This is a genomic window from Sulfitobacter guttiformis, assembly GCF_003610455.1.
Lineage (GTDB): Bacteria > Pseudomonadota > Alphaproteobacteria > Rhodobacterales > Rhodobacteraceae > Sulfitobacter > Sulfitobacter guttiformis.
In genome coordinates, this window is sequence record NZ_RAQK01000001.1 from 782,030 (window position 1) to 805,614 (window position 23,585).

A 23,585-nucleotide genomic window follows, 5' to 3' on the forward strand; every position below is an offset into this window, starting at 1 on the left:
TACAGAAAGTTCTAAATAAGCACCTAATCAGTGGCAGTGTACTCGTCCATTATTGCTATTATCTGCATGGCAACATTGCCCTGGTGGAGAAGATTTACGACAGCCACCGCCATGAGCGTCAGCAATCGTCACAAAAAAGGAGAGCGCCGCAGCTGTTGCCGTGATCAGAGCGAAAAATTTCATGGGAACCTCCTGAATATAGAAAAGTCTTAGCAACAAACTAACGGTGCTCCTACTCTAAAGATTGGCTGTCGATCCTTCGAGTTCGAAGATATGTTACAGTTTGATTTTTTAGCCAGCAAGCGCATTGGCAACATGGCACTTGACGCCATCAACAAATCTAAAGCCATGGCAGTGCTTCAACTCTGGGATTTTGCTGGTTAGCTTGGTCAACGGATCAAACGGATGGTAGCTTAGATGCGGCGCTTGCGTCACGCACGTGCACCCCAAGCTTGAACAACCATCTCCCCTGCCCGGCCCAGTGCCAGTCCGCTCAGAAATGATAGCCCTATCCCCCCGTTTCCACTCTAATCAGTCTTACCTGATCCGCTGTCAGATATCCCGTCGCAGTCTCGCCTTCATCCGCCTGCCATTCAGCAACAGCGCGCCGGGTCTCGGAACTAAATATTCCGTCCGTGGGCAATGATTTATAGCCAAGCCGCACCAGTCGGCGCTGCAAATCTACTCTCTCTGCGCGCGTAAGCTCGAGAAGACTTTCCTCCAGCGCTGGACCAGACGCGCTATCATCCGGCGCTGCGGCAGCGGTTCTCGCTTGGCTCGCGATCAACTTCACCTGAGACGCAGTAACGTAGCCAGTCTGCGCCCCTTGGTGCGCTCGCTGCCATGCAGAAATTGCAGAACGCGTGCGACTACCCCAGAGCCCATCAGCCACACCCGCATCGTAACCGATAACTGTCAGTTGGCTTTGGATCGCAATCCGTTGGGCACGGGTAAGGCGAAGCGCTGCCTCAGTCTGAGCCGCCGTCAAACCGCCTGACAACGTATTTTCTGTGGGTGGCGTCACCGCAATGCCCCGTGATAACAGCCGCAGTTGCTCTTCCGTGACGTAGCCTGTGACTTTGTCACCCCTGTCTCGCTGCCAGCTGGAAATGGCGCTGCGAGTGTTGCGCCCCCAGACGCCGTCTGCGCCGTAAGTCGAATGCCCGAGTCGCGTCAGCTCCCGCTGAATAGACACGCGCTGTGCAACGGTAATGCCCAGCCTGGCCTCGACTTGAGGCGCTGTTAAATCAACCGAGGCCAAATTCTCAGCGGGTGGTGTCACCGCAGTGTCCCTTGCCAACAGCCGCAATTGCTTTCCTGTGACGTAGCCTGTGACTTTGTCACCCCTGTCTCGCTGCCAGCTGGAAATGGCGCTGCGAGTGTTACGACCCCAGACGCCGTCTGCACCGTAGGTTCTATAGCCTAGCCGCGTCAATTCTCGCTGCACAGACACGCGCTGCGCAACGGTAATGCCCAGCTTAGCCTCAGCCTGATTTGCTGATGCAGGAGAACCCTCGACCGGCGTACCCAGCCGCGCAAGGGCATTTTCGGCATTGGCACGATACTGACCGTTCTTAAACTTCGCCAGATACTCGCGGTATGCTGGGACGGTATCGGCGTTCTGCGCCGCGACATACGCGTTCCGGTCGACCTCTTGATTTATCAACGACTGTGCAATGCCTTCGATGACGTCGCCAAGGTCCTGTCCCAGAACGGGCGTGCTGAGGCCAAAGCTTGCCATCAAAATAAGAGGGAGTGTGAAGGTCCGCATTAGGCTTCCTTTTATGAAAAAGGGAAGCGTGTGGCGGCACCGATTGTGCCGTTAACCCAACCTTCCCCTATTTGCATAGCGCTCGGTGAACAATTGAGTGATTTTGCCTACTCATCAAGCGCTTTATGCCTTGGCAGAAGATGGAAGAGTGAAACCGCTCAAAGGGGTGTTGTCAGACGTGTGCGCGCCAGTCTCAATTCTCAGACAACCTCAATGTGCGAGGCGAGCTTGAAGAAACGCTGAAGACCCAAGCCATGGGAATACTTCAAGGCGGGTACTTTGCTGGTTAGTTAGGGCAAACACCGCATCTTCGTTTCGACGCGGCTTCTGCGGTGGTACCCGGTCAGCTGTCGCCACATTGCGCGACCCAGATACTTTGAGGATCGGACTGCTTCGTTGCGTGCTCGCGCTCCCCGTGTGTCCACTGCCCGTCAGTGCATGCCTGCATGCACGAGAGGGAGGCTTCCACATCTTAGCGTTCTTGCGTGGCGGGATGACGGCATGTGCATTACGCGTCGCAATCACACCATGGCATTTGCGCATGTCGTAGGCACCATCCGCTGTGACACTCCCGAGGTCATGATCCGCAGGGATCTGGTTGAGCAGGTCAGGCAACATGGGTGCATCGCCGATGCCGCTGTTTGTGACCTTGATGGCGCAGATCTCAAGCGTTTCCTCATCAATCCCAATGTGGATCTTGCACCATAGGCGTCGTTTTTGGCCACCATGCTTACGGGCATTCCATTCCCCTTCGCCCTCAGCTTTCATACCTGTGCTATCGATTAGAAGGTGCAACTGCCCTGCGGAGCCTTTCTACGGAATGGCAAAAGACAGCGTTCTCTAACGGCGGCATAGGGTGCTGAAGTCTGGCATGAGAACGCCAGTGGAATACTGCACCACGTAGCGGCTGGAGTATCCGGCTGAAGATAGGCTGATAGGTCTGTCCTGCTAGGCTCTTCGTTTTGACGGGGGACGCGGTTGTAGTGCACAGCAAAGACCGCCTCGCCAGAGACTTACACGATCTAGGGTCAGGACCCATTAACTGATTGAGCCTGTCGCGTTGTTATGATTCACGACCCCTAGTTGTAGGGGGACATGATGAGCAATTTGTATTGGCTGACTGAGGCGCAGATGCAGCGTCTCAGGCCTCTCTTTCCGAAGAGCCGGGGCCGAGCGCGTGTGGATGATCGCCGTGTTTTGAGCGGCATTATCTTCCTTAATCGTAACGGGTTAAGGTGGTGTGATGCACCTGCCGAGTACGGCCCTCCAAAGACGCTGTATAATCGCTGGAAGCGTTGGAGTGATATGGGTGTGTTTGCTCGGATCATGATGGGGCTGGCTGAGCAGGCTCCCGACAACAAGACCATCTCGATTGATGCCACCTACCTCAAAGCACATCGTACGGCGTCCAGCCTGCGGTTGAAAAAGGGGGGCGTGGACGCCTGATCGGTTTGACCAAGGGCGGCATGAATACAAAGCTTCATGCTATTCCAGACACCAGCGGTCGCCCGATCCGCCTCTTTATCACGGCAGGGCAAGTCAGCGATTACACCGGGGCTGCCGCCTTAATGAACGGCTTGCCAGAGGCTGAATGGCTCCTCGCTGACAGAGGATACGACGCTGACTGGTTCCGAGAAACCCTTGTAGACAAGGGCACAAAGCCCTGCACTCCTGGCCGCAAGTCGCGCAAGAAGACCATCAAGTATGACAAACGCCGCTACAAAAGGCGCAACCGTATCGAGAGGATGTTCGGCAGGCTCAAAGATTGGCGACGCGTAGCTACACGCTACGACAGATCCCCAACCGTCTTTCTCTCCGCAATAGCTCTCGCAGCAACCGTTATCTTTTGGTTATGAGTCCTGACCCTACAGTCCATCATTGAAACTCTAAACAAAAAGGGGGGCGCGATCTGTTTCCTGACGGAAAATCTGAAATTTTCAACAAATTCGGATGCCGCCTTTGCCAATCTCCAACTGCAAATTATGGGGGCTTTTGCTGAGTTTGAGCGCAACATTATACGTAAACGTGAGGCTGAGGGCATAGCGAAGGCAAAGGAAAAAGGGCTCTACAAGGACCGCCCCAAAACGGTTGACGATCAACGGATCAGGGACATGAAGCACGCTGGGTTCGGAGCGTCTGCCATCGCACAGGAGTTAGGTATAGGCCGATCAACCGTCTATAAGTCTTTTCAATCGAATTGATGAACCTCGCTTGAACGCGATCCCAAGATTGAAATAGCTCGATCCTATACTGTCGTTTTGCTGATAAGCTGCACTGCGCTACCTATCGTCGCTTAATACTTTGAGCATGGCGTCGAATGCCTTGGCTTTATCCGCTTCAGACATGTTTCGGGGATCGATCGTTTTTTTGCTTCCTATGTTTTCCAGCACTTCAAAACGCTTATTATCTGACATCGTTCCGTAATGTTGTTCAGTAGTATGTTCGCTATCGTGCCCCATGTTCAGCGACCATGCTTTGCGTTCTTCCTGAGTGAGCGCACGGATGTCGCGTTCGGCGCCGATGGTGTGCTTTGCAGCATGCGGCGTGTATTTGATGTCGCTCTTTCGGCAAGCAATATCAAAGGCGGCAGTAACTGCGTGGGCCGTTGCCATCACTGGCACCGAAACTGCGGCACGGCCAGCGACCACAATACGATGCTTTAAGTACTTGGCGTCAGGAAACAACGCGTCGTCTTCCCTAAATCCCAAACCCTGCAGTGTCTCAACCCAAGTCAAAACAGCCACTTCAAACGCGACTGGTATTTTAAACCACATGATACTGAGGCTCTTGCCTCCTTTTGCGCGAACCACGCTAGCATCCTGCAAAATCATCCTTTGCTCGATATCTAGGTGCTTGATCTGAAGAGATACGAGTGTGTCAGCGCGCAATGCGCCAAGAAACGGTAAGGCAAAAAGAGCTCGGGCACGTTGGTCGAGCAAAGACCTTGACGGCATTGCGTCCAAAAGCTCCTCGGCCTCCGGAAGGCTTGGAAACTGTTTCTGCTTCACCTGAGCAGACCGCGCGATAACGGCCCTAGGAAGCTTGAGGTAACCGGCAAAATCTTTTGGTAAACGCCGGTATCCGTCTTGGCACAGTAGCCAATCGAAGAACATGACCAAATGCGAGACCGTGTGTTTGATCGAAGAGGCTGACATGCTGTCCGTCGAATCCAAGTTTGCACGTCGCTTCAGATCTTCCCGCACGGAGGCAAAATCGTCTGTGGTAAGCTTAGCGAAGAGCTTACCTTCCAAAAAACTCTCAAAATATCGGATTGCAGCAAGATGACGAACAACTGTTTTCTCGCTATAGCGGCCGGCATATATTTGCCACCTATGAATGATCCGGTCATTCCCGATATGGAAAATCTGGTTATCTTTGATCTCGTTTGTCCAAATACTACCACGTTCTGAGGTCTTCTCTTCGTGTAGGCAGCCCGTGGGGGTATTTGGATTGCGACAATCTTCAATTTTGTCTCGATCAGCCTCACCTGATATCTTTTGAAGCTTTGTGGAACAGAAAGGGCATCGCGATGAATACATATGTTTGCCGTTTCCAGCATAGACATCCTTTACCGTTTCAATCGCAGGAAATACGTCGGACCGACATCCGCGGCACTGGAATTGACCCGGTTGCAGTTTGCGATCTTTACGCCCTCGTCGCCGGTTGTGAAACTCTATCACTACCGCTCCTTGAAACAGGTATGGCGTCTGACTGCCGGACGACTTCAGGCCCTCTCCAACCCAATTTGATACGGTATTTGCGGTGACCACATACTTTGCTGTCAATTGCTCAACAGAATACACACGATCTTTTTTCAACCTCACGTTCTTATAAGACTTACTCATGGGCGCCTGCTTTTGGACTCCTTGCAGATATAGCCTGCGCTCTCAATTCAAAGCGCACCAAGTCACTCAGCTTCCAGCGTGAGACGCCAGGGCTGAGCTTCACGCGTCTTGGGAAATCTAGATATGTATTATGCCAACGCCAAACAGTCGCCTTTGAAATATTATAGCGCGCAGCGACCTGATGGTCTGACAAGTACTGCACGGTACAATAAGTGCACGGTGCACAAGGCTCAGTTGAAGCAGCTTGTGTAGGCTTTGTATCTGAAGCCAGCTGCTCAAATAGCCCTATCTGAAGTGAGCTTGATTTCGCTGACACTATTATATCCTCCCGCTACCAGGCAGGGCACAATCGTGTGTGCATTGAGCGTAGGCTCCAATCAAAATATGGCGGCGCATTTGGGGGGAGCGACAAGTGAACATCAGACCGCCTCACCCGCACTAGGATCTGTTCGGTTAGCATTTGCCCAGGCATTGAGATCGCGCCCGTGATAGACAACTTTTCTCCCAAGCTTGTAGTAAGCGGGGCCCATGCACCTATGTCGCCATTGAGCGAGCTTTTCCCTATTTCCAATGAAATTGAGTTCTGGATCACCCAGCACGTACGTCCGGTCGTCCTCGAAGATTTTGGGCATTGGTCACTTTCCTTTCGTTACACTCAGTTGCAACGAAGGAATGCGGCTTATTCGATACCGAAAGGCAGTCCCCGATTTGCAAATCGGGGACCCCAAAGCTTTGATTTATAGGGAAAATAAAATTGAGCATTTTGGTTCACGTAGGGCTTCGATGTCCCTTTGGGAAAATTTTCGCACAAACTGCACCGAAAACGCTCAGCCAAGTGTAGTACGTTATTCCTTTGAGAAGGGTTATCCTCGCAATAACTGATCGCCATCCCAAGATGGACGACGCCACGATAACTAAGCCAAATTTTGCGTAGAATATCTTTGTCCTTGGCACCGGTAACTTGGAATTCCCTTGCATCATCGCTGACTTGCTCCAGAATTCCTCCCCTAGTGTGGAGACCCTCGAACTTTCCATCTTGGATCGAAAGCCAAATCACCATGCCAATATGTTCTGCAACATTTAGCTTCCGCTCGTTTTTGGCTTCATATCGCTTCCCAATTTGAGATAGCTGAACAGCCGCTTCATGTCGCTCAGGTGAAGTCGCGGCAACCCACTGAACCAGCGCTGCGTTTTTCGGATCTTGGGTCCATGCCGTGCCAAACTTGGTATTCAGTGTTTCTAATCGGCTTGCCTCAATATCTAATTTGATACTCTTGATCGCCTTCTGCCGTTCACCGTCACTGGGCTCACTCAATGCAATACGCAAAAAAGCGATTGAAAGAAGCTCTGGCTGGTTGATAGGTATCTCGATCATTTAGTCCCCTTCAAGCTATCTATCATGGCCAGCGACAAAATTTGTCCAGCGAAGCATCAATTCACGTCGCTTGGCCAGTAAATCAGACCGAGCGTAGGCCCTCTCGACATCAGACCCGACCTGATGTGCCAAGCTCATTTCAGCCACCTCACGTGGTGCATTTGCTTCCTCAGAAGCCCAATCACGGAAAGTGGACCGAAAGCCATGCACAGTTACGCTATCGATGTTCATACGTCGCAGCAGCATTAACATTGACATGTTGGAAAGTGGTTTGTGACGTTTCTGTCCCTCAAACACATATTTTGAGGCCATCTCTCTGAGCGGTTCCACAATTTTAATCATTTCATCTGAGAGCGGAACGCGGTGCTCTACACCGCCTTTCATACGAACGGCAGGTACCGTCCACAGCTGCGCGTCAAAATCGATCTCAGCCCAAATGACGTCTAGAACTTCCGAAGTGCGAGCTGCCGTCAAGATCGTGAATTGCAAAGCCCTTGCAGCCACAGCGTTGCGCCTGCTCAGCTCTTTATAGAATGCGGGCAGGTCTCGCCAATTCATAGCATCATGGTGCGCAGGCTTAGCCTTCACTTTAGGCAGCACCTGCGCGTCCTTAATCGCAGTCACGGGATTTTCGCCGGATCGCAGTCCTTTCGAGCGGGCTACGTCTAGAACCGTCTTGATGCGCTGCGCCAATCGTTTGGCAGTTTCGTGCTTATCTGTCCATATCGGAGCGAGGCACATCATCACCTCTGGTTGGCCTATGCTGTCAATTGGCATGCGTCCGACCTTTGGAAAAGCGTAATCGCGCAGCGTATTAATCCACTGCTGCCCATGCTTGGCGTTCTTCCAAGTTGGCATACGCTCTTTATGAACCTGCTGCGCAACCTCTTCAAAAGTTGGGATCTCTCGCTGAGTGTTGAACCGTGGGTTCAGACCTTGCTTGGCCATACGGCGATATTCGAGAGCTCTTTCCCGTGCTTGATTAATTGTAATTATATCAGCGCCGCCTAAACCAAAGTCAGTCCGCAACGGCGCGCCTTTCTTATTTTTCTGTCCTTTTACAACGACACGAACAATCCAGCGTCGCGCACCAGATGGGTCGACTACCAGATAGAGACCATTTCCATCTCCATGCCGACCAGCGCCCAAGTTTTCGACCAACTTTTTGGTCAGTTTTCCAGATAGAGCCATTCCAAAATACCACACTTCATACCACTCAGTGAAAGAATATGGAGACAATCAAAGGAAATTCAAGGCAATCAGAAGCCGCACTTAAAGTCATGAATACAAAAGAAAAAGGCCTCCCAAAGAGACCCATTCATACTCAGAAAAAGTGTGTGGTGGCGGAGACGAAGACTTCCCAACATACTAGCCAACATATTATAAAATATAGACGAAATATATTTCTGTAAAGTCTACCCCACTAAAAAACCACATTTTTTGAATTGATGCAAAAGTTGGACAACCATATTGATTGAGCGGCTACATATCTGACAGACAGACAGACACCCTCCCCCCTAAAGGGGGAGGTATAGGTGTCTGTCTGTCCGTCAGATAAAAGTTATCGGATAGGAAAAAAATTGTAAAATTAATTTCCGGAAAAAATAAAGAGGCTCATATTGATATTACCGGACCACAATGGTGTGAATCCGGATAATAAAATAGGAAAATCTATTATGCCAGCCAAACCTTCTTTCATATCAGAATTTGAAATAATTGGAGTCGAAGCACAACACGCGCCAAGTTACGCACCCGACCTCGACCCAAAGTATGCAGTCAAAGGCCTACTAAACATTGGGGAGGTATCGGTGCTCTATGGTGCACCCGGCCTCGGAAAGACAGCAATAACAGCCGCTACTTGCGCACACGTCGCAACAGGAAAAGACTTTGCTGATTGCCTCACACAGAAAAGTTGCGTTATTTATTTTGCAGCCGAGGATGGTCCCGGAGTGCATAAACGTGCTTATCCATATCTTTCTACCCCTGCATTCAGCGGGGCGCCGTTTTATGTTGTTCCGGCGGGGTTCGATTTGACAAACTCTACAACCGTCAGCAAAGTTATTAACTTTGTTAAGACAGTAATGGCGGCCCACGAACTCGACCAAGCCCTAATCGTTTTCGACACACTCAATCGAATGCTAGGTGTTTGCGATGAGAATTCGTCCACAGTAATTGGCTCAGTTCTAGCCAGTGCGGGCCGTATCGCAGCCGAAACTAATGCCGCAGTTTTGATGATACACCATACCGGGAAAGGCAACTCCTCTACCCCCCGTGGTTCATCTGCCATCGAAGGAAATGCGGATAATCTTTACTATCTCGCACGTTCAAAAGAGGATGACAAATTAGTATTTTGGAAACCTCAAAAAACAAAGTCAGCGGCTGAGGCGAAGGCGCTGGCGTTCCGTATTGGGAGCCACCCCGTCGGGCGGGACAAGGATGGTGTCGAAGTTTCGTTCCCAAAGGCTGTTCCACAGGGCGCGACAGGCTTTACGAAAACCGAATCTGCCAATGATAACAGAAAACCGAAAGTCGATACCAACAGCCGTATCGAGGAAGTCAGTCAAATCCTTATTGAAGAGAGAAGAGTTAACCCTACGAGAACGTTGAAATCTCCTGAAATTGCGGAACGCACAGGAACTGCGTTTAGAGATGTCAAGGACAACAGGGACAGTCTCTTAAAAGCCGTAAAGAGAGCCCTGCATACGCTAGTTGCCGATGGTAAAGTTGAGAAGAAAGATGACTCATTTCGCCTTATCAAAACGCTAATTATCGACCACGACGACCTACGAGCATAGAGCGACCAGCACTTCCGTCTTCCTCATTTTTTGGGGGAGACGGCAATCCCCTGCTGCTAGGGTTCCCTTTTCTCTTTGCGAGGAGCCGCTGCGTTTCGTTCTCGAAGAAATCAAGACAAGTGTTAGCAAGAGCAATCTGCTCACTACGGTTCAAGTTTTGAATTTCCATATCAAATAGCCGAGTTACCCTGCAATGCCTCACGGTGTTCATCAGCCAGTTCTCTAATAGTCTTTCTATTCTTTGGTTCATAGTTTTTCTTCCCTAATTAAGATTTGAAGGCGCACAACGGACAAAATAGTAATTTTGCCCCAACAAACAAAGAAACATATGGCATTATTCTCTTTTCGACACTCTGTTAAAACCTTTTCCAAGAAGGTGGTGAAGCAATCTCGCGAAGCAGCGAAAGGGCAAACGCTTGCTCATATTCGTTATATTTCGCGTAACAGTGCATCACGAACGATTTTATCGGCGCGTCTTCCCGCGACCGAAGTGACTGATGTGGCAAGTATAGTAGAAGATGCTGCCGAAAGGAGCAGTGGGCGTGTTTGTGAGCGCTTCACAATCGCGCTTCCTTTCGAGGCAACCCTTGAACAGAGAGAGAAACTTTTACTTTCCTTTGCCGAGAAGATTACCAAGGGAAAGGCAGGCTTTCTTGCCTCAATTCACGATAAGAATGGAAACGACATTTCCAACCCGCACGCTCACCTAATCTGCTTTGACGCCTTCACCAAGAAGGGAGGGCGAGGCAGGCCAACAAGCGTAATGGGTATGGCTCGGAAATATGCAGTGGAGACGGCTGCGGAAGAGTGGGCGCGAATACATAACACTCTGATGGCTAGTTGGGGCTATGGTTCTGAAAGTATGATTGACCACCGTTCATACGCGGAACAAGGCATCGAACAAATCCCAACAATACACGAAGGCGCTGGCGCTAGGATAATGGAGCGCGCAGGCAAGCCAAAGGCTGCAAAGCCACAGTGGCAGCACATTGACCAAGGCCGCAGCCGCGCAGAAGCAAATCAACTGATTAAGGAAATCAACCATTCGAAGGATAAACTAAATGGACGATGGGCCGATAGACTGGGAAAAGACGATGATGCAGACACAAATGGCAGCAAAGGCCGCCTCCCGTGGCTCCGAGAGGGTAGTGATAGCCCTAGCGGAGGCGATAGAACACCAACGCTACAACAACGCAGAACTACAAAAAATACGCCTAGCAATCCCCAACATTTTGGAGGGGTTGCAGGACCTCAAAACAGCACAACAAGAACTTTTATACCATACCAAGCAACAAGCGGTGGAATGCAGCCAAAACCCGCAAAAGCCCAAAACCAACCTGCCCTTGGTGGTCGTAGGACTAGGCCTCGTCGTATGCGTCGCACTTTTCGCGAGTTGGTGATGTATCGGGATACACTCAATGCTCGTATTTTGAGAATATCTGCGCCGATGCAACTTCTCGAAATTGCGGAAGCATTGACCGATAGCGAAGATACAAGGGAACTGGGCAACCGTCCCGATTTCACTCGCTAAACACTTTAACTATCTGGTTTTTTGACGATAGAACTGGATTGCTTTCCTTCCGCGCGAAAGGTTACTGTTTGCACAACCAATAGGGGAACAAGCAGTGGCCAACCTGAACGACCTAATCTCCCGCTTTGGCATAGAAGCAAAGCGCCGCCTTTCATCTGTCGTATCTGGTAGCCCCGAAGAACAGTTGCGCGGACCGCTTGAAGTCTTGTTCCCCGGCTTGGCCGAACTTTGCGGCTTGGCGGCAACTGATATTTTTCTTGTCCCCGAGACGCCAATGCCTGATTTGGCCATTCGCCCCGACTACGCTGTAATGCGCCGTCGCGGAGCAGGTTCAGAACTTATTGGCTTTGTTGAAATCAAAAGACCCGGTAAGGGGGCAGACCCACGACGCTTCACTGACCCACACGATAAGAAGCAATGGGAGAAACTAAAAGCCCTGCCCAACCTTATCTATACAGATGGCAACGAATTTTCTGTGTGGCACGACGGCGAACTCCGAGAGTCACCGAGTGGGTCCGGCATTGTTCGCCTCAACGGCGATATCCAAACCGCAGGCGGCACCCTTGCCGGAACATCTGACCTGACAGCCATATTCAGCGACTTTCTCACTTGGACCCCAACAGCACCACGCGACGCCAAGCAACTTGCAAAGATATCCGCAAGACTTTGCCGACTGCTGCGAGATGAAACACTTGAACGCCTCGAAGCGGCTGACTCCGAGGTTGCTGGCCTGCGTGATGATTGGCGGCAAGTATTGTTCCCCGAGGCAGACGATAAGCAGTTTGCTGATGGCTATGCCCAAGCGGTCGTTTTCGGCCTTCTTATGGCCCGAGCGAGGGGCATCTCGCTTGCTGATGGCATAGACACCGCTGCGAGAGCACTACGCGGCACAGACAGCCTAATTGGCACCGCCCTTGGCTTCCTTACCGCCAACCCTGACACCTTGGCGACTTCACTGCGTTCGCTAACCCGTGTTCTTGATGCGGTTGATTGGGCTGTAATTTCCCGAGGCGATGAAGACGCTTGGCTATATTTCTACGAATACTTCCTCGAAATCTACGACAAGACCCTGCGCAAACAGACAGGCTCCTACTATACCCCTCCCCAAGTAGTGCGGGCTATGGTGCGGCTAACGGATGATATTTTGCGCGACCCAACGCGCTTCAATCTGACAGGTGGGCTTCGTGCCGACGAAGTTGTGGTTATTGACCCCGCCGTTGGCACCGGAACATACCTGCTGGGCATTCTCCGGCACATTGCCGGACAAGTGGAGTCTGACCTTGGCGCAGGTGCAATTCCGGGCGTAATGGAGGCGATAGCCCAGAGGCTTATCGGCTTCGAACTTCAATTCGGCCCCTTTGTGGTGGCTCAACTTCGCCTCCTTGGCGAATTGGTAGAACTGACTGGCTCGACTGACATTCAGCCGCGCCTCTATGTCACTGATACATTGAGCGACCCAGAGGAAGCCCGCGCCCGTCTGCCGTCGCTCTTTGCACCACTAACGGCCAGTTATGAGGAGGCCAACCGCATCAAGGGCGAAGCCCCCATCACTGTTGTCATCGGAAACCCGCCCTACAAAGAGAAGGCAAGAGGGCGCGGTGGCTGGGTTGAAGACGGGCGTGACGGTGAAGTTGGCCCGATGAATGATTGGAAAACGCCACCTGAGTGGGGCGCAGGAGCACACCTCAAACATCTGAAGAATCTTTATGTATATTTTTGGCGTTGGGCGACTTGGAAAGTGTTTGGGGAACCAACTGCCGAAGGCGAAACCCCGAGAACAGACCGCAAGGGCGTTGTTTGCTTCATCACTGTTGCGGGGTTTCTAAACGGCCCGGGCTTCCAAAAAATGCGGGCGGACCTTCGTAGAGATGCAGATGAAATCTGGGTGATAGAAGCAACACCCGAAGGCCATCAACCGCCGGTAAATAGCCGCATTTTCCAAGGCGTTCAGCAGCCTGTCTGTATAGTGATAGCCGCGCGAAACACTGACGAAGGCTCATTAGAATCCGCAGTCGTTCGGCACCGAAGATTACCTCACGCAATAGCCGCGCAAAAATATGCTGCCTTGAATGCCATCAATCTTGATGACCGAGAATGGGAAATCTGCCCCGCCCTATCCCGTGCCCCGTTTCTTCCCGCCGCACAAGGCGTGTGGGGAGCAGGTGCACCTTTGGAGGATATGTTCCTCTGGGACGGCTCTGGTGTAATGCCGGGAAGAACTTGGGTTGTCTCCCCTGATAGAGAATCCCTAACTGAACGCTGGCAGACCTTGAAGGGCCTCAATAATGCGGACAACCAAGCCGCAGCATTCCATCCCCACCTACGAAACAACCTGCCGGGGGATAAACATATCGACAAAGAGATACGCTCCGGTTTGACGGGTCACGAATTTAGACCACAATCTGTGAGGGTTGATACTGGCAACGTCGTAACGCCTATTCGATATGCAAGGCGTTCATTCGACCGGCAGTGGCTAATCCCTGATAGCCGCCTGATTAATCAAGCGAACCCAACGCTTTGGAATATACAAAGTCCCAATCAGGTGTTTTTAACCTCTCTTTCTCGATCTTCGCCAAGCAATGGGCCAGCAATAACAATATCCGAACTAATTCCCGACTTGGACCATTTTAAAGGAAGTTTTGGCGGTAGAGTTTTTCCTCTTTGGGCAGAAAACACCTCGACGCAACCAAACGTCCGCCCTGCGCTACTTGCTGCGATTACGACTGCTCTCGGGAACTCAATTAACGCCTTGGACCTCTTCTCATACATAGCAGCCATAGCAGCTAACCCTGCTTATACAGCCCGCTTTCAAGCCGACTTGGTGCAGCCCGGCCTACGCATTCCAATGACGGCACAGGCGACGCTATTTCAAGAGGCCGTAAACATCGGGAAGCAGGTCATCTGGCTCCATACTTATGGCGAGCGCTTCGCAGACCCAACCGATGGGCGGCCTGCTAGCGCGCCTCGCGCACCGTCTGGACCAACAATCCCAAGAGGCGGCGCAATCCCCGCAGATGCTGCGCGTTTCCCCCAAGAGATGCGATACGACGAAACCGAACAGCGTCTCTATGTCGGCGAAGGTTTTATTGACAACATAAGCCCCGAGGTCTGGGCCTATGAAGTATCAGGTAAGAATATCCTTACCCAGTGGTTTAGTTATCGCCGTCTTGACCGCAGTCGCCCGGTTATTGGCGACCGTCGCCCACCATCGCCGTTGGACCAAATCCAACCGGAACGTTGGCCCGCATCCTATACCGAAGACCTGATTAATCTACTCCACGTCCTAACACTGCTAACACGACTGGAAGGCCAGCAAGCCGACCTTTTGGAGCGTATCTGTTCTGGGCCACTCATAGACGCCGAAATACTCCGAGCCGATGGCGTATTTGATGACGACAGCGCAGCGACAACACGCGCAGGAGATGACCGCCAAGACCTCTTCGCCTTCTAATAGCGGATAACTCAAACCCTTACCTATAAGGAATCCGGCTCCCCACCTGCAAACACTCGTTCAAACTCTGCATCGCCAATGCGCATCCTCATAACTGCTTCTCGGCGGTCGTCGTCTGTCGCATCATTGCTGAAAAGTTCAATACGCCCTTCGACCCAAAGCGCCCAGTCTTCCATTAAGATTTCCCGTTGGTAAAAATGTTCCGTCCGCTTGTAAGCCCGGACAGTTGAACTGCCGACTAGGTGCGCCAGTGCAGTCTCCGCGATGTCGTCCCTTGCGTCCACTATTTCAGCAGCCCAGGTGCGAAAGGCGGCGCGCATTCCGTGCACCGTAACGCCGGGATAGTGCGATTGAAGCAACTTGCGCATCGTAGCATCGGATATTGGTTTCTGGGGATTCATTGGCGAAGGAAAAACTAAATTAACTGCTTTGGAGCGTCTTTCGCTCAACGCCCGAAGAATGTCGCGGGCTTGTTCAGGTAGCGGGACCTTGAACTCCTCCCGGCCTTTCATATTCGTCTCTGGTATCGTCCAAACTGAAAGGTATTCGTCAAACTGGTCCCAAGTCGCTTTCCTCACAGAGCCGGACCGCAGCGCAGTAAGAATGGTGAAGCGCAATGCCATTGCGCCTATCGATTCACTTTTCGATAGAGTAGCCCATAATTTTGGAACTTCGTGATAACCCAGTGCTGTAAAGTTCTTTGGCCTATCTCGTTGGTCCCGCATAAGTCCTGACAAACCATTTGCTGGGTTCCCGGATGTTCGAAATCCAGAACCACAAGCGTGGTCAAAGACCGTCGAAATCCGCTGAAGAACCCTTCGGGCTGTTTCTGCCTTTTCGGTCCAAATTGGGTTAAGTATATATTCAATATCGTCTTGGCGTATTTCCTCGACTGACATTTTGCCAATTTTTGGGAACGCGTATGTTTCGAGGGTCCGAATCCACTGTGCGATATGCTTGCCATTATTTACCCTGTCCCCGAACTTTCGCTCGTGGACGCGGCGGGCCATCGTTTCGAAGGTCATATCTTTGCCAACGCCAGCACGAGTATGCGCTTTCGGACTGCCACCCAACGCCGCAACTCTGCGCAACTCAATCGCAGTAGAGCGAGCCTCTGCAAGAGTAACCACATTAGCAGACCCAAGACCATAATCACGCCTACGCCCGGCTACGGTGATACGCAAAAGCCATCTTCGCGCCCCCGATTTATCCACTTGGAGGTATAAACCGCCGCCGTCAGTATGACGCCCCGGAGGTGCTACCCTTACAAAGGTCGCTTTAAGCCGTTTCTCGAAGTGCGGACCACGTATTTTGCCGCTTGTTTTCTCATCAAAGTTAGAGCCGTTCATATCTTTACCCCACAATTTACCCCACAAATAATGCAGGGTGATTATGGCTATATGTTGTGTCTTCTGTGAAAAAACCGTGCAAATCTTGCGGTTTAGATCCCCAGCACCCCAGCAAGGAAGGGATTTTGGCGGAGACGAAGGGATTCGAACCCTCGATACCTTGCGGTATGCGCCCTTAGCAGGGGCGTGCCTTCGACCACTCGGCCACGTCTCCGTTGACCCGTTTAGCGGCGAGGTCTGGGGAGGGCAAGGGGCATTTTGATAGGAAATGGAAGTGCAGTCCATGCGGACGTGCAAGAGGGTCACATGGACTGGAATTGCTTGGAAAAAGTCCCGAGGCCCCCAGCGCTTGTCAGAGGCCGCAGACAAAACTCACGCTAACGCGCACACAGTGGTAAAACAGTGCGCCCTCGTTTCAAAATTTGTTAACGGAAACGCTGAAGCACAATTTTGTGCCAGATTCTTCATAGAACGCGTTTTGTCGTGGCCAACGGAAGGCCGGAGACGCCTGCTCTTTAAATCAAATGCGCGCGGCAGTCTTCGAGCTTGCGAGGACTACCGGCTGCCTAGAATAGAAAAATCGTAAGTTTCTTTAACTCAAACGCTACTGGATCAGTTATTGAACAAGAAGTGCAAAACGTCACCATCCTTGACCGTATACGCCTTGCCTTCGGCCCGCATTTTTCCGGCTTCCTTTGCGGGGCCTTCCCCGCCCAGCGACACGAAATCGTCGTAGGCAATAGTCTCGGCTCGGATGAAGCCTTTTTCAAAGTCACCATGAATGACACCAGCAGCTTTCGGCGCCGAGGTCCCTTGCTTGATCGTCCATGCGCGGGCTTCCTGCGGACCAACAGTAAAATAGGTTTCCAAGTGGAGGAGCTCATAGCCCGCGCGGATGAGGCGGTCGAGGCCAGCTTCTTCAAGCTTCATATCATCCAGAAACATCTGCGCATCCTCAGCGTCGAGTTGGCTGATTTCTTCTTCGATTTGCGCAGAAATTATGACGGCTGAATTGCCTTGTGCTTCGGCCATCGCTGTAACAGCTTCAGAATAGGCGTTGCCGTTGGCGGCGTCAGACACGCCCACGTTGCAAACATAAAGGACAGGTTTTGTTGTCAGCAATTGAAGCAAACGCCATGCTTTTGCATCATCGGCATCTACGGATACGGTTCGGGCCGGATTCCCCTGCTCGATGGCGGCTTGTGCCATCGCCAGCAGCCGATCTTGCTGGGCGGCATCCTTATCGTTGCCTTTAATCTTGCGCGCGAGGCCTGCGCGGCGTTTCTCGATGGATTCCAGATCCGCAAGCATCAGCTCGGTATCAATGGTTTCCGCATCTGCAACAGGATCTACGCGATCCTCGACATGGGTAATGTCATCGTCCTCGAAACACCGCAGGACGTGGGCAATGGCATCCGTCTCACGGATGTTGGCAAGGAACTGGTTCCCAAGTCCTTCACCTTTTGACGCGCCTTTTACGAGACCAGCAATATCAACAAACGTCATGCGTGTCGGAATGATCGATTTCGACTTGGCAATCGCCGCGAGCTTGTCGAGACGCGCATCGGGCACCGCGACCTCGCCTACGTTGGGCTCAATCGTACAAAACGGGAAGTTAGCAGCCTGTGCTGCAGCGGTGCGGGTGAGCGCGTTGAAAAGCGTCGATTTACCCACATTTGGCAGACCGACGATACCCATTTTGAAACCCATGACGAAGTCCTCTTTTGCGTTTGGGACGTGTTATGGCTTCCCGCGTGCAGACGCAAGCATGGCATCAGCAGCGTTGCGTCAAGTCGCGCGTTCACGCGAGCTGAAAATAAGCAGCCAGGCAAGCAGAATGAACATCGGATGAGTTAGACCCCCGCTGAATATCAGAGCGGGAACCCAGATCACAAATACAAGTATACCCAGTATTGGGCGCCCGGTGAGGAATATCGACAAGGGCGGAAGCAGGATGGCGAGTAAATAATTCATATCCACAAACGGGTATGGGGACCTGAAAGTTCCACGGCTGCATTGATTTCCCCTCTGGAATTAGGCATTCCACATCTAACACATAACACAAAGGCCGTTCCATGACCCGCATTGATGCAAAATTCGCTGACCTGAAAGCCAAAGGGAAAAAGGCGTTTGTGTCTTATGTCATGGCGGGCGATCCTGATTTTGATCGCTCTTTGGAAATCGTACGCGGCTTACCCGGTGCAGGCGTCGATATCATTGAGCTGGGCCTCCCGTTCACCGATCCGATGGCCGATGGGGCAACGATCCAGTTGGCCGGGCAACGCGCGCTCGTTGGTGGTATGACATTGCTGCGCACACTCGAGCTGGCGCGTGAGTTTCGCAAGGATGACGATACAACTCCGATTGTAATGATGGGCTATTACAACCCGATTTATTCGATGGGTGTAGACAAGTTTATTGTAGCGGCAAAAGAGGCTGGCATTGACGGGCTTATCGTTGTTGATCTGCCCCCCGAGGAGGACAGCGAGCTGTGCCTGCCTGCAAATGCTGCCGGTCTGAATTTTATCCGGCTGGCTACGCCCACAACAGATGACAAGCGCCTCAAGCGCGTTGCGCAAAACACGTCAGGATTTGTCTACTATGTCTCGATTACCGGAATTACCGGCGCGGCAGAGGCAGACGCTGGCGATGTGTCTCCTGCCGTGGCGCGTATCCGTGAGGCGACTGGTCTGCCCGTGGTTGTAGGCTTTGGCGTGAACACACCCGAAAAGGCGCGCACCATTGCCCAAGTCGCAGACGGCGTGGTCGTGGGCTCTGCAATCGTGAGCCAGATCGCGGCAGGCAAAAGCACCGCAGAGGTGCTGGCGTTTGTGAAGGCGCTTACAGATGGCGCACATTCGGCCTGACACATTAGAAATGGTTTATTGATCTGAAGAGGCCTGATTGGTAAGCAAACATGACCAATCAGCGAGGGAGGCCCGCCATGCCAGTCATCACCAACATCAACGATCTCAAACGCATCCACCGCCGTCGGGTGCCAAAGATGTTTTATGACTATGCCGAAAGCGGCAGCTGGACAGAACAGACCTTCCGCGAGAATACCTCGGATTTCGACCAGATACGCCTGCGCCAGCGGGTTGCGGTCGACATGTCGGGGCGCAGCACCGCGGCGAAAATGATCGGGCAGGATGTCGCGATGCCTGTGGCGCTGGCCCCTGTAGGACTAACCGGCATGCAACATGCCGATGGCGAGATAAAAGCAGCACGGGCGGCCGAAGCCTTTGGCGTGCCCTATACGCTTTCGACGATGTCGATCAACTCAATCGAGGATGTTGCAGGCGCTACGAACAAGCCATTCTGGTTTCAGCTTTATACCATGCGCGACACCGATTACGTCAGCCGACTTATCGAGCGGGCGCGCGCAGCAAAATGCTCGGCTTTGGTGATTACACTGGATTTGCAAATATTGGGACAGCGGCACAAGGATATCAAAAACGGCCTTACCGCCCCGCCAAAACTGACACCCAAAACTATTGCAAATCTTGCGACCAAATGGCGCTGGGGCATCGAGATGCTGCAAACCAAAAATCGCACATTTGGTAACATCGTAGGTCATGTTTCAAATATTTCGGATTCAGCTAATCTAAGTGCATGGACAGCCGAGCAGTTCGACCCATCTCTCGACTGGGGAAAGATCGCTGCCATAAAAGAGCAATGGGGCGGCAAGGTGATTCTCAAGGGGATCCTGGACGCGGAAGATGCCAAAATGGCCATGGCGGTGGGCGCAGATGCGATTATCGTCAGCAACCATGGCGGCCGCCAGCTTGACGGTGCGCTCAGTTCGATCCGCGCGCTCCCGTCTATTCTCGATGCGGTAGGTGATCAGGTGGAAGTGCATCTCGATAGTGGCATCCGCTCGGGTCAGGACGTTCTCAAAGCTATGGCGATGGGGGCAAAAGGTACCTACATCGGGCGGGCCTATATCTATGGTTTGGGCGCGATGGGTCAGGCTGGTGTCACCCGCGCGCTTGAGGTCATCCACAAAGAGCTCGACACCACAATGGCGCTGTGCGGCGAAACTAAAGTTACCAATTTGGGCCGCCAAAACCTGCTGGTTCCCAAGAACTTCGAGGGCGACTGGCAAAGCTGATGCTGGTCTGCTCGGAGCAAAATCTGGTCGTTTTCTCTGTTCCAAAAACCGGATCGACAGCGATGGAGGTTGCTCTGAAGCCTTGGGCGGATATCGCGTTTTATAAGCAGCGCAAGCACACTCCTGTTCGCCGCTACCAACGCAAGATCGCACCTTTCCTTCGGGAGGCCTATCAGTTGGAGCCTGAAACAATGGCCGTGATCCGTGCTCCGCTTGAGCATCTGCGCAGCTGGTACCGCTACCGCGCAGTCAGCCTGACGGTCGATTTCGACGGGTTCGTCGGAGCAGTCATGTCGGACAGCCCGCCGGAGTGGGCGCGTATCGGGTCTCAGCTCAACTTCCTGACAGACCGGCGCGGCAATTTGGGAATTACACATCTGTTTGCCTATGAAGCACAGCAGGTCCTGCGTCGTTGGCTGGACCTGCGTATGCAGGCCGAAGTAGCATTCAAGGTACAGAATATTTCGCCAGCAGTCCCGACTCCGATAAGCCCTACTTTGGAACAGCAATTCATCACGCGTTACGCCGAAGAGATTGCGTTACACGCGCGGGTTACCGAAACCGGCGGTTATATGGTCAGTAGCGCCTGAAGCAGCCTGATGTTCAGGTGGTCGAATATCACTTCCCCTGCGCCTGATTCCCGTCTATATGCGCAACTTCATGCGGGGCGACAGCCTTGGAGGCGTCCCGCCCTAACCTATTGGAGAATTATTATGGCCGGAAAGATCCCAGATCTTGAAGCTCAAGAACGGACGGGGACAGGCAAGGGCGCCGCTCGTCAGGCACGTCGTGCCGGTTTGGTACCAGGTATTATTTTCGGTGGCGATAAAGAGCCGCTGCCGATAACTATCGAATTCAACAAACTGCTGACCATGCTGCGCAAAGGCCGCTTTAAAGCGACATTGTTCAACATGAAAGTCGAAGGCCATGATGACGTCCGCGTAATCTGCCGTGACGTTCAGCGCCATGTTGTAAAAGACCTGCCGACGCACATCGACTTTATGCGCCTCAAGCAGACAACGATGATTGATCTGTTCATCGGTGTTGAAGTGACCGGCGAAGACGATTGCCCCGGCCTGCGCAAAGGCGGCACCCTCAACCTCGTACGTCCGGAGATTGAAGTGACCGTAAAAGCGTCGAACATCCCTGACAGCATTGTTATCGACATTTCCGCTATGGAAGTCGGTGATAACCTGACAATTTCCGACGTGAAACTGCCAGACGGCTGTAAGCCGGTAATCGACCGCGACTTTGTAATCGCACAGGTCTCCGCACCATCCGCGTTGCTTGCAGCAGATGATGCAGACGATGTTGATGCAGACGAAGTACCGACATCGGAAATGGGCCCGCCAGACGGCGAATAATCCGCTGACGAGACTTTTCTATAGTTGAAAAAGTGATACGGGGCTGCCTTTCGGGTGGCCCTTTTTCTTTGCATCCTTTGGTCTGGGCACAGCTGCATCCCGCCAACCCGCACCACCCAAGCACGTGCCGCTCCCGCTCTGCGCTTTATTGCGGGCAGCGTACACTAGGCGGGAGGTGTCGCTGGACGCTGGCCCGCCCCCTCCATATGATGCGCTGAACTAAGGGAGATAGGCATGAAACTCATCGTAGGGTTGGGCAATCCGGGCGCAAAATATGCGCGCAACCGACATAACATCGGTTTCATGGCCGTCGAGCAGATCGCGGCGGATCATGACTTTGCCCCTTGGAAGGGTAAATTTCAGGGCAGCCTGGCCGAGGGCCGCTTTGGCAGTACACGCGCCGTCCTGCTGCGTCCCGAGACATTCATGAACAAATCCGGTGATAGCCTTGTTGCAGCCATGCGGTTTTACAAGATCGAGCCCCAGGACGTGATCGTGTTCCACGATGAGCTGGATCTTGCGCCCGGCAAGGTGAAGTTCAAGATGGGTGGCGGGCATGCAGGGCACAACGGCTTGCGTTCCATCCACAGCCACCTTGGAGCGGACTATGGCCGCGTGCGCCTTGGTATCGGGCACCCCGGTCACAAGGACCGCGTCGCAGGATACGTACTGAGTGATTTTGCAAAATCCGAGGCGGACTGGCTAGATGATGTGTTGCGCGGAATTAGTGACGGTGCGGCACATCTGGCCGCAGGGGACCCCGCGAAGTTCATGAATGCGGTGGCCCTGCGGGTGGCGCCGCCGCGCCCTTCCACAGGAACAAGGCCACCTGTGAAAGCCGCGCCAGCGCCTCCTCCAAAGCTACAGCAGGCACAAAAAAGCGAACAAGAACCCGAACAGCACGACAACCGGACCGCTCTGCAAAAGCTGATCGGTCGGTTCAAATGATGCTGATTAACGCATTCCGCCATCAGGCCGCATCCTGTGCAGCACTCGGCAGCCCCTTTATGGAACGCCTGTTGACCCTGCTGGCAGAAAAATGGCCAATGGACAGTAAAATCGCAAAGAGGTTTGCAAAATTTGGCGGCGATATCGGTCCCGCCGGCCACTCCCTGCCCCTGCGCATCGCAAGCGGTCTCCATGCGCTGGTGCTCACACGCCGCGCGCCCGAACTCGTCGCGGTCTATCCTCCACAAACGCCAACGGATGCGGAGCTGTCCGAGGCTGTGTTGAATTCGATCGACCTACATGCCGACTTTTTGGTCGACTGGGTCGAAAGTCCACCGCAGACCAACGAAGTGCGCCGCTCTGCCGCGCTGATTGCCGGCGCGCGCGTAGCTGTATCGCATTTCGATCTGCCTGTTCATTTGAGCGAACTAGGGGCAAGTGGTGGACTTAATTTAATGTGGGATCACTATGCGCTGGAGCTTGGCGGAAAAAGGTTCGGCCCGTCCATGCCGGTGCTTTCTCTTTCGCCTGAATGGATCGGCCCTACACCACTTGAAGCTACTCCGCGCATCGCTGCGCGGGCCGGTGTAGATTTGAACCCTCTTGATCCGCGCCGTGCCGACCACCTGCTGCGGCTCACCGCGTATCTGTGGCCGGACCAGCCCGAACGGCTGTCGCTGACCCGTTCTGCTGCCTCGGTGATGACGGCCCAGATCGACAAAGGGGACGCTGTCGAGTGGCTGCGCAACAGACTTTCATCTGCGCCGCAAGGGCGCCTTCATCTGGTCCAGCATTCGGTTGCGTGGCAATATTTTCCTGCGCAGGCGCGCGCTACGGGTACCGCCATGCTAGAAGAAGCAGGCACCAGAGCCACAAGAGACCGACCTCTGGCCTGGCTCGCAATGGAGAGTGACGGCGACACCACGAGCGCAAGCGGCGCTGCAGTGACCCTGCGCCTATGGCCCGGTAACATCACGATGGTGTTAGGACGGGCGGATTTCCATGGCCGCTGGATCAAGTGGGCACACGACGGCGTCTCCTGACC

Annotated in this window: 18 protein-coding genes, 1 tRNA gene and 1 pseudogene; 11 read left to right on the forward strand and 9 right to left on the reverse strand. The window is 53.0% G+C overall.

Annotated features, from left to right (window positions below; translation table 11 throughout):
• Positions 1-508 precede the first annotated feature (508 nt).
• Both C8N30_RS03680 and C8N30_RS03685 read right to left on the reverse strand, forming a co-directional pair.
• Entirely contained in the window at positions 509-1,771 is a 1,263-nt protein-coding gene (locus C8N30_RS03680) for a peptidoglycan-binding domain-containing protein (RefSeq protein ID WP_025063148.1), read from the reverse strand.
• A 296-nt stretch (positions 1,772-2,067) separates the two neighbouring features.
• A pseudogene (locus C8N30_RS03685) lies at positions 2,068-2,644 on the reverse strand (IS5 family transposase); the annotation flags it as partial.
• Positions 2,645-2,869: 225 nt separating this feature from the next.
• On the opposite strand from C8N30_RS03685, the gene C8N30_RS03690 reads away from it, so the two are divergent.
• Positions 2,870-3,627 (forward strand): IS5 family transposase gene (locus C8N30_RS03690; RefSeq protein ID WP_120222838.1). Its coding sequence is split into 2 segments (ribosomal slippage): positions 2,870-3,206 and positions 3,206-3,627, totalling 759 coding nucleotides; the frame shifts between segments, so codons are not numbered across the junction.
• Positions 3,628-3,687: 60 nt separating this feature from the next.
• On the forward strand, positions 3,688-3,972 hold the full coding sequence (locus C8N30_RS03695) for a recombinase family protein (RefSeq protein ID WP_232222877.1): 285 nt from the start codon (positions 3,688-3,690) through the stop codon (positions 3,970-3,972).
• Between the two features lie 78 nt (positions 3,973-4,050).
• Here the strand turns inward: C8N30_RS03695 and C8N30_RS03700 are convergent, their stop codons facing one another.
• The 3 genes from C8N30_RS03700 to C8N30_RS03720 all read right to left on the reverse strand — a co-directional run bounded on the left by C8N30_RS03700 (position 4,051) and on the right by C8N30_RS03720 (position 8,182).
• Positions 4,051-5,616 (reverse strand): tyrosine-type recombinase/integrase, encoded by a 1,566-nt coding sequence (locus C8N30_RS03700; RefSeq protein WP_025063152.1) that lies wholly within the window; start codon positions 5,614-5,616, stop codon positions 4,051-4,053.
• A 679-nt stretch (positions 5,617-6,295) separates the two neighbouring features.
• Entirely contained in the window at positions 6,296-6,991 is a 696-nt protein-coding gene (locus C8N30_RS03715) for a hypothetical protein (RefSeq protein WP_025063154.1), read from the reverse strand.
• A gap of 15 nt (positions 6,992-7,006) precedes the next feature.
• On the reverse strand, positions 7,007-8,182 hold the full coding sequence (locus C8N30_RS03720) for a tyrosine-type recombinase/integrase (protein WP_025063155.1): 1,176 nt from the start codon (positions 8,180-8,182) through the stop codon (positions 7,007-7,009).
• 485 nt (positions 8,183-8,667) lie between these two features.
• Here C8N30_RS03720 and C8N30_RS03725 point away from each other — a divergent pair, with 485 nt between their 5' ends.
• The 3 genes from C8N30_RS03725 (at position 8,668) to C8N30_RS03735 (ending at position 14,768) form a co-directional block, all read left to right on the forward strand.
• A complete protein-coding gene (locus C8N30_RS03725) occupies positions 8,668-9,786 on the forward strand; it encodes an AAA family ATPase (RefSeq protein ID WP_025063156.1) in 1,119 nt (372 codons plus the stop codon).
• Between the two features lie 328 nt (positions 9,787-10,114).
• The gene (locus tag C8N30_RS03730) at positions 10,115-11,317 is read left to right on the forward strand and encodes a MobA/MobL family protein (RefSeq protein WP_084273607.1); all 1,203 of its coding nucleotides are present in this window, start codon (positions 10,115-10,117) and stop codon (positions 11,315-11,317) included.
• Between the two features lie 94 nt (positions 11,318-11,411).
• Positions 11,412-14,768, forward strand: coding sequence for a type ISP restriction/modification enzyme (locus C8N30_RS03735; protein WP_025063158.1), 3,357 nt, complete (start codon positions 11,412-11,414; stop codon positions 14,766-14,768).
• A 23-nt stretch (positions 14,769-14,791) separates the two neighbouring features.
• On the opposite strand, the gene C8N30_RS03740 is transcribed toward C8N30_RS03735, so the two are convergent.
• The 4 genes from C8N30_RS03740 to C8N30_RS19555 form a co-directional block, all read right to left on the reverse strand.
• Positions 14,792-16,117, reverse strand: a complete 1,326-nt coding sequence (locus C8N30_RS03740; RefSeq protein ID WP_025063159.1) for a tyrosine-type recombinase/integrase — start codon at positions 16,115-16,117, stop codon at positions 14,792-14,794.
• A 126-nt stretch (positions 16,118-16,243) separates the two neighbouring features.
• Positions 16,244-16,331: transfer RNA gene (locus tag C8N30_RS03745), tRNA-Ser, on the reverse strand.
• Between the two features lie 398 nt (positions 16,332-16,729).
• A complete protein-coding gene (ychF, locus tag C8N30_RS03750; protein ID WP_025063160.1) occupies positions 16,730-17,827 on the reverse strand; it encodes a redox-regulated ATPase YchF in 1,098 nt (365 codons plus the stop codon).
• A 78-nt stretch (positions 17,828-17,905) separates the two neighbouring features.
• On the reverse strand, positions 17,906-18,091 hold the full coding sequence (locus C8N30_RS19555; protein ID WP_025063161.1) for a hypothetical protein: 186 nt from the start codon (positions 18,089-18,091) through the stop codon (positions 17,906-17,908).
• 101 nt (positions 18,092-18,192) lie between these two features.
• Here C8N30_RS19555 and trpA point away from each other — a divergent pair, with 101 nt between their 5' ends.
• The 6 genes from trpA (at position 18,193) to C8N30_RS03785 (ending at position 23,583) form a co-directional block, all read left to right on the forward strand.
• On the forward strand, positions 18,193-18,984 hold the full coding sequence (trpA, locus tag C8N30_RS03760; protein ID WP_025063162.1) for a tryptophan synthase subunit alpha: 792 nt from the start codon (positions 18,193-18,195) through the stop codon (positions 18,982-18,984).
• 77 nt (positions 18,985-19,061) lie between these two features.
• Positions 19,062-20,228 carry an alpha-hydroxy acid oxidase gene (locus C8N30_RS03765; protein ID WP_025063163.1) on the forward strand — a complete coding sequence of 389 codons (1,167 nt, stop codon included), beginning with the start codon at positions 19,062-19,064 and terminating at the stop codon, positions 20,226-20,228.
• A complete protein-coding gene (locus tag C8N30_RS03770; RefSeq protein ID WP_025063164.1) occupies positions 20,228-20,818 on the forward strand; it encodes a hypothetical protein in 591 nt (196 codons plus the stop codon). Before C8N30_RS03765 ends, C8N30_RS03770 begins: the two co-directional genes overlap by 1 nt.
• 123 nt (positions 20,819-20,941) lie before the next feature.
• The gene (locus tag C8N30_RS03775) at positions 20,942-21,592 is read left to right on the forward strand and encodes a 50S ribosomal protein L25/general stress protein Ctc (protein WP_025063165.1); all 651 of its coding nucleotides are present in this window, start codon (positions 20,942-20,944) and stop codon (positions 21,590-21,592) included.
• Positions 21,593-21,826: 234 nt separating this feature from the next.
• Positions 21,827-22,540, forward strand: a complete 714-nt coding sequence (gene pth / locus C8N30_RS03780; RefSeq protein WP_025063166.1) for an aminoacyl-tRNA hydrolase — start codon at positions 21,827-21,829, stop codon at positions 22,538-22,540.
• A complete protein-coding gene (locus C8N30_RS03785) occupies positions 22,537-23,583 on the forward strand; it encodes a DUF2332 domain-containing protein (protein WP_025063167.1) in 1,047 nt (348 codons plus the stop codon). Before pth ends, C8N30_RS03785 begins: the two co-directional genes overlap by 4 nt.
• The last annotated feature ends 2 nt before the right edge of the window (positions 23,584-23,585 follow it).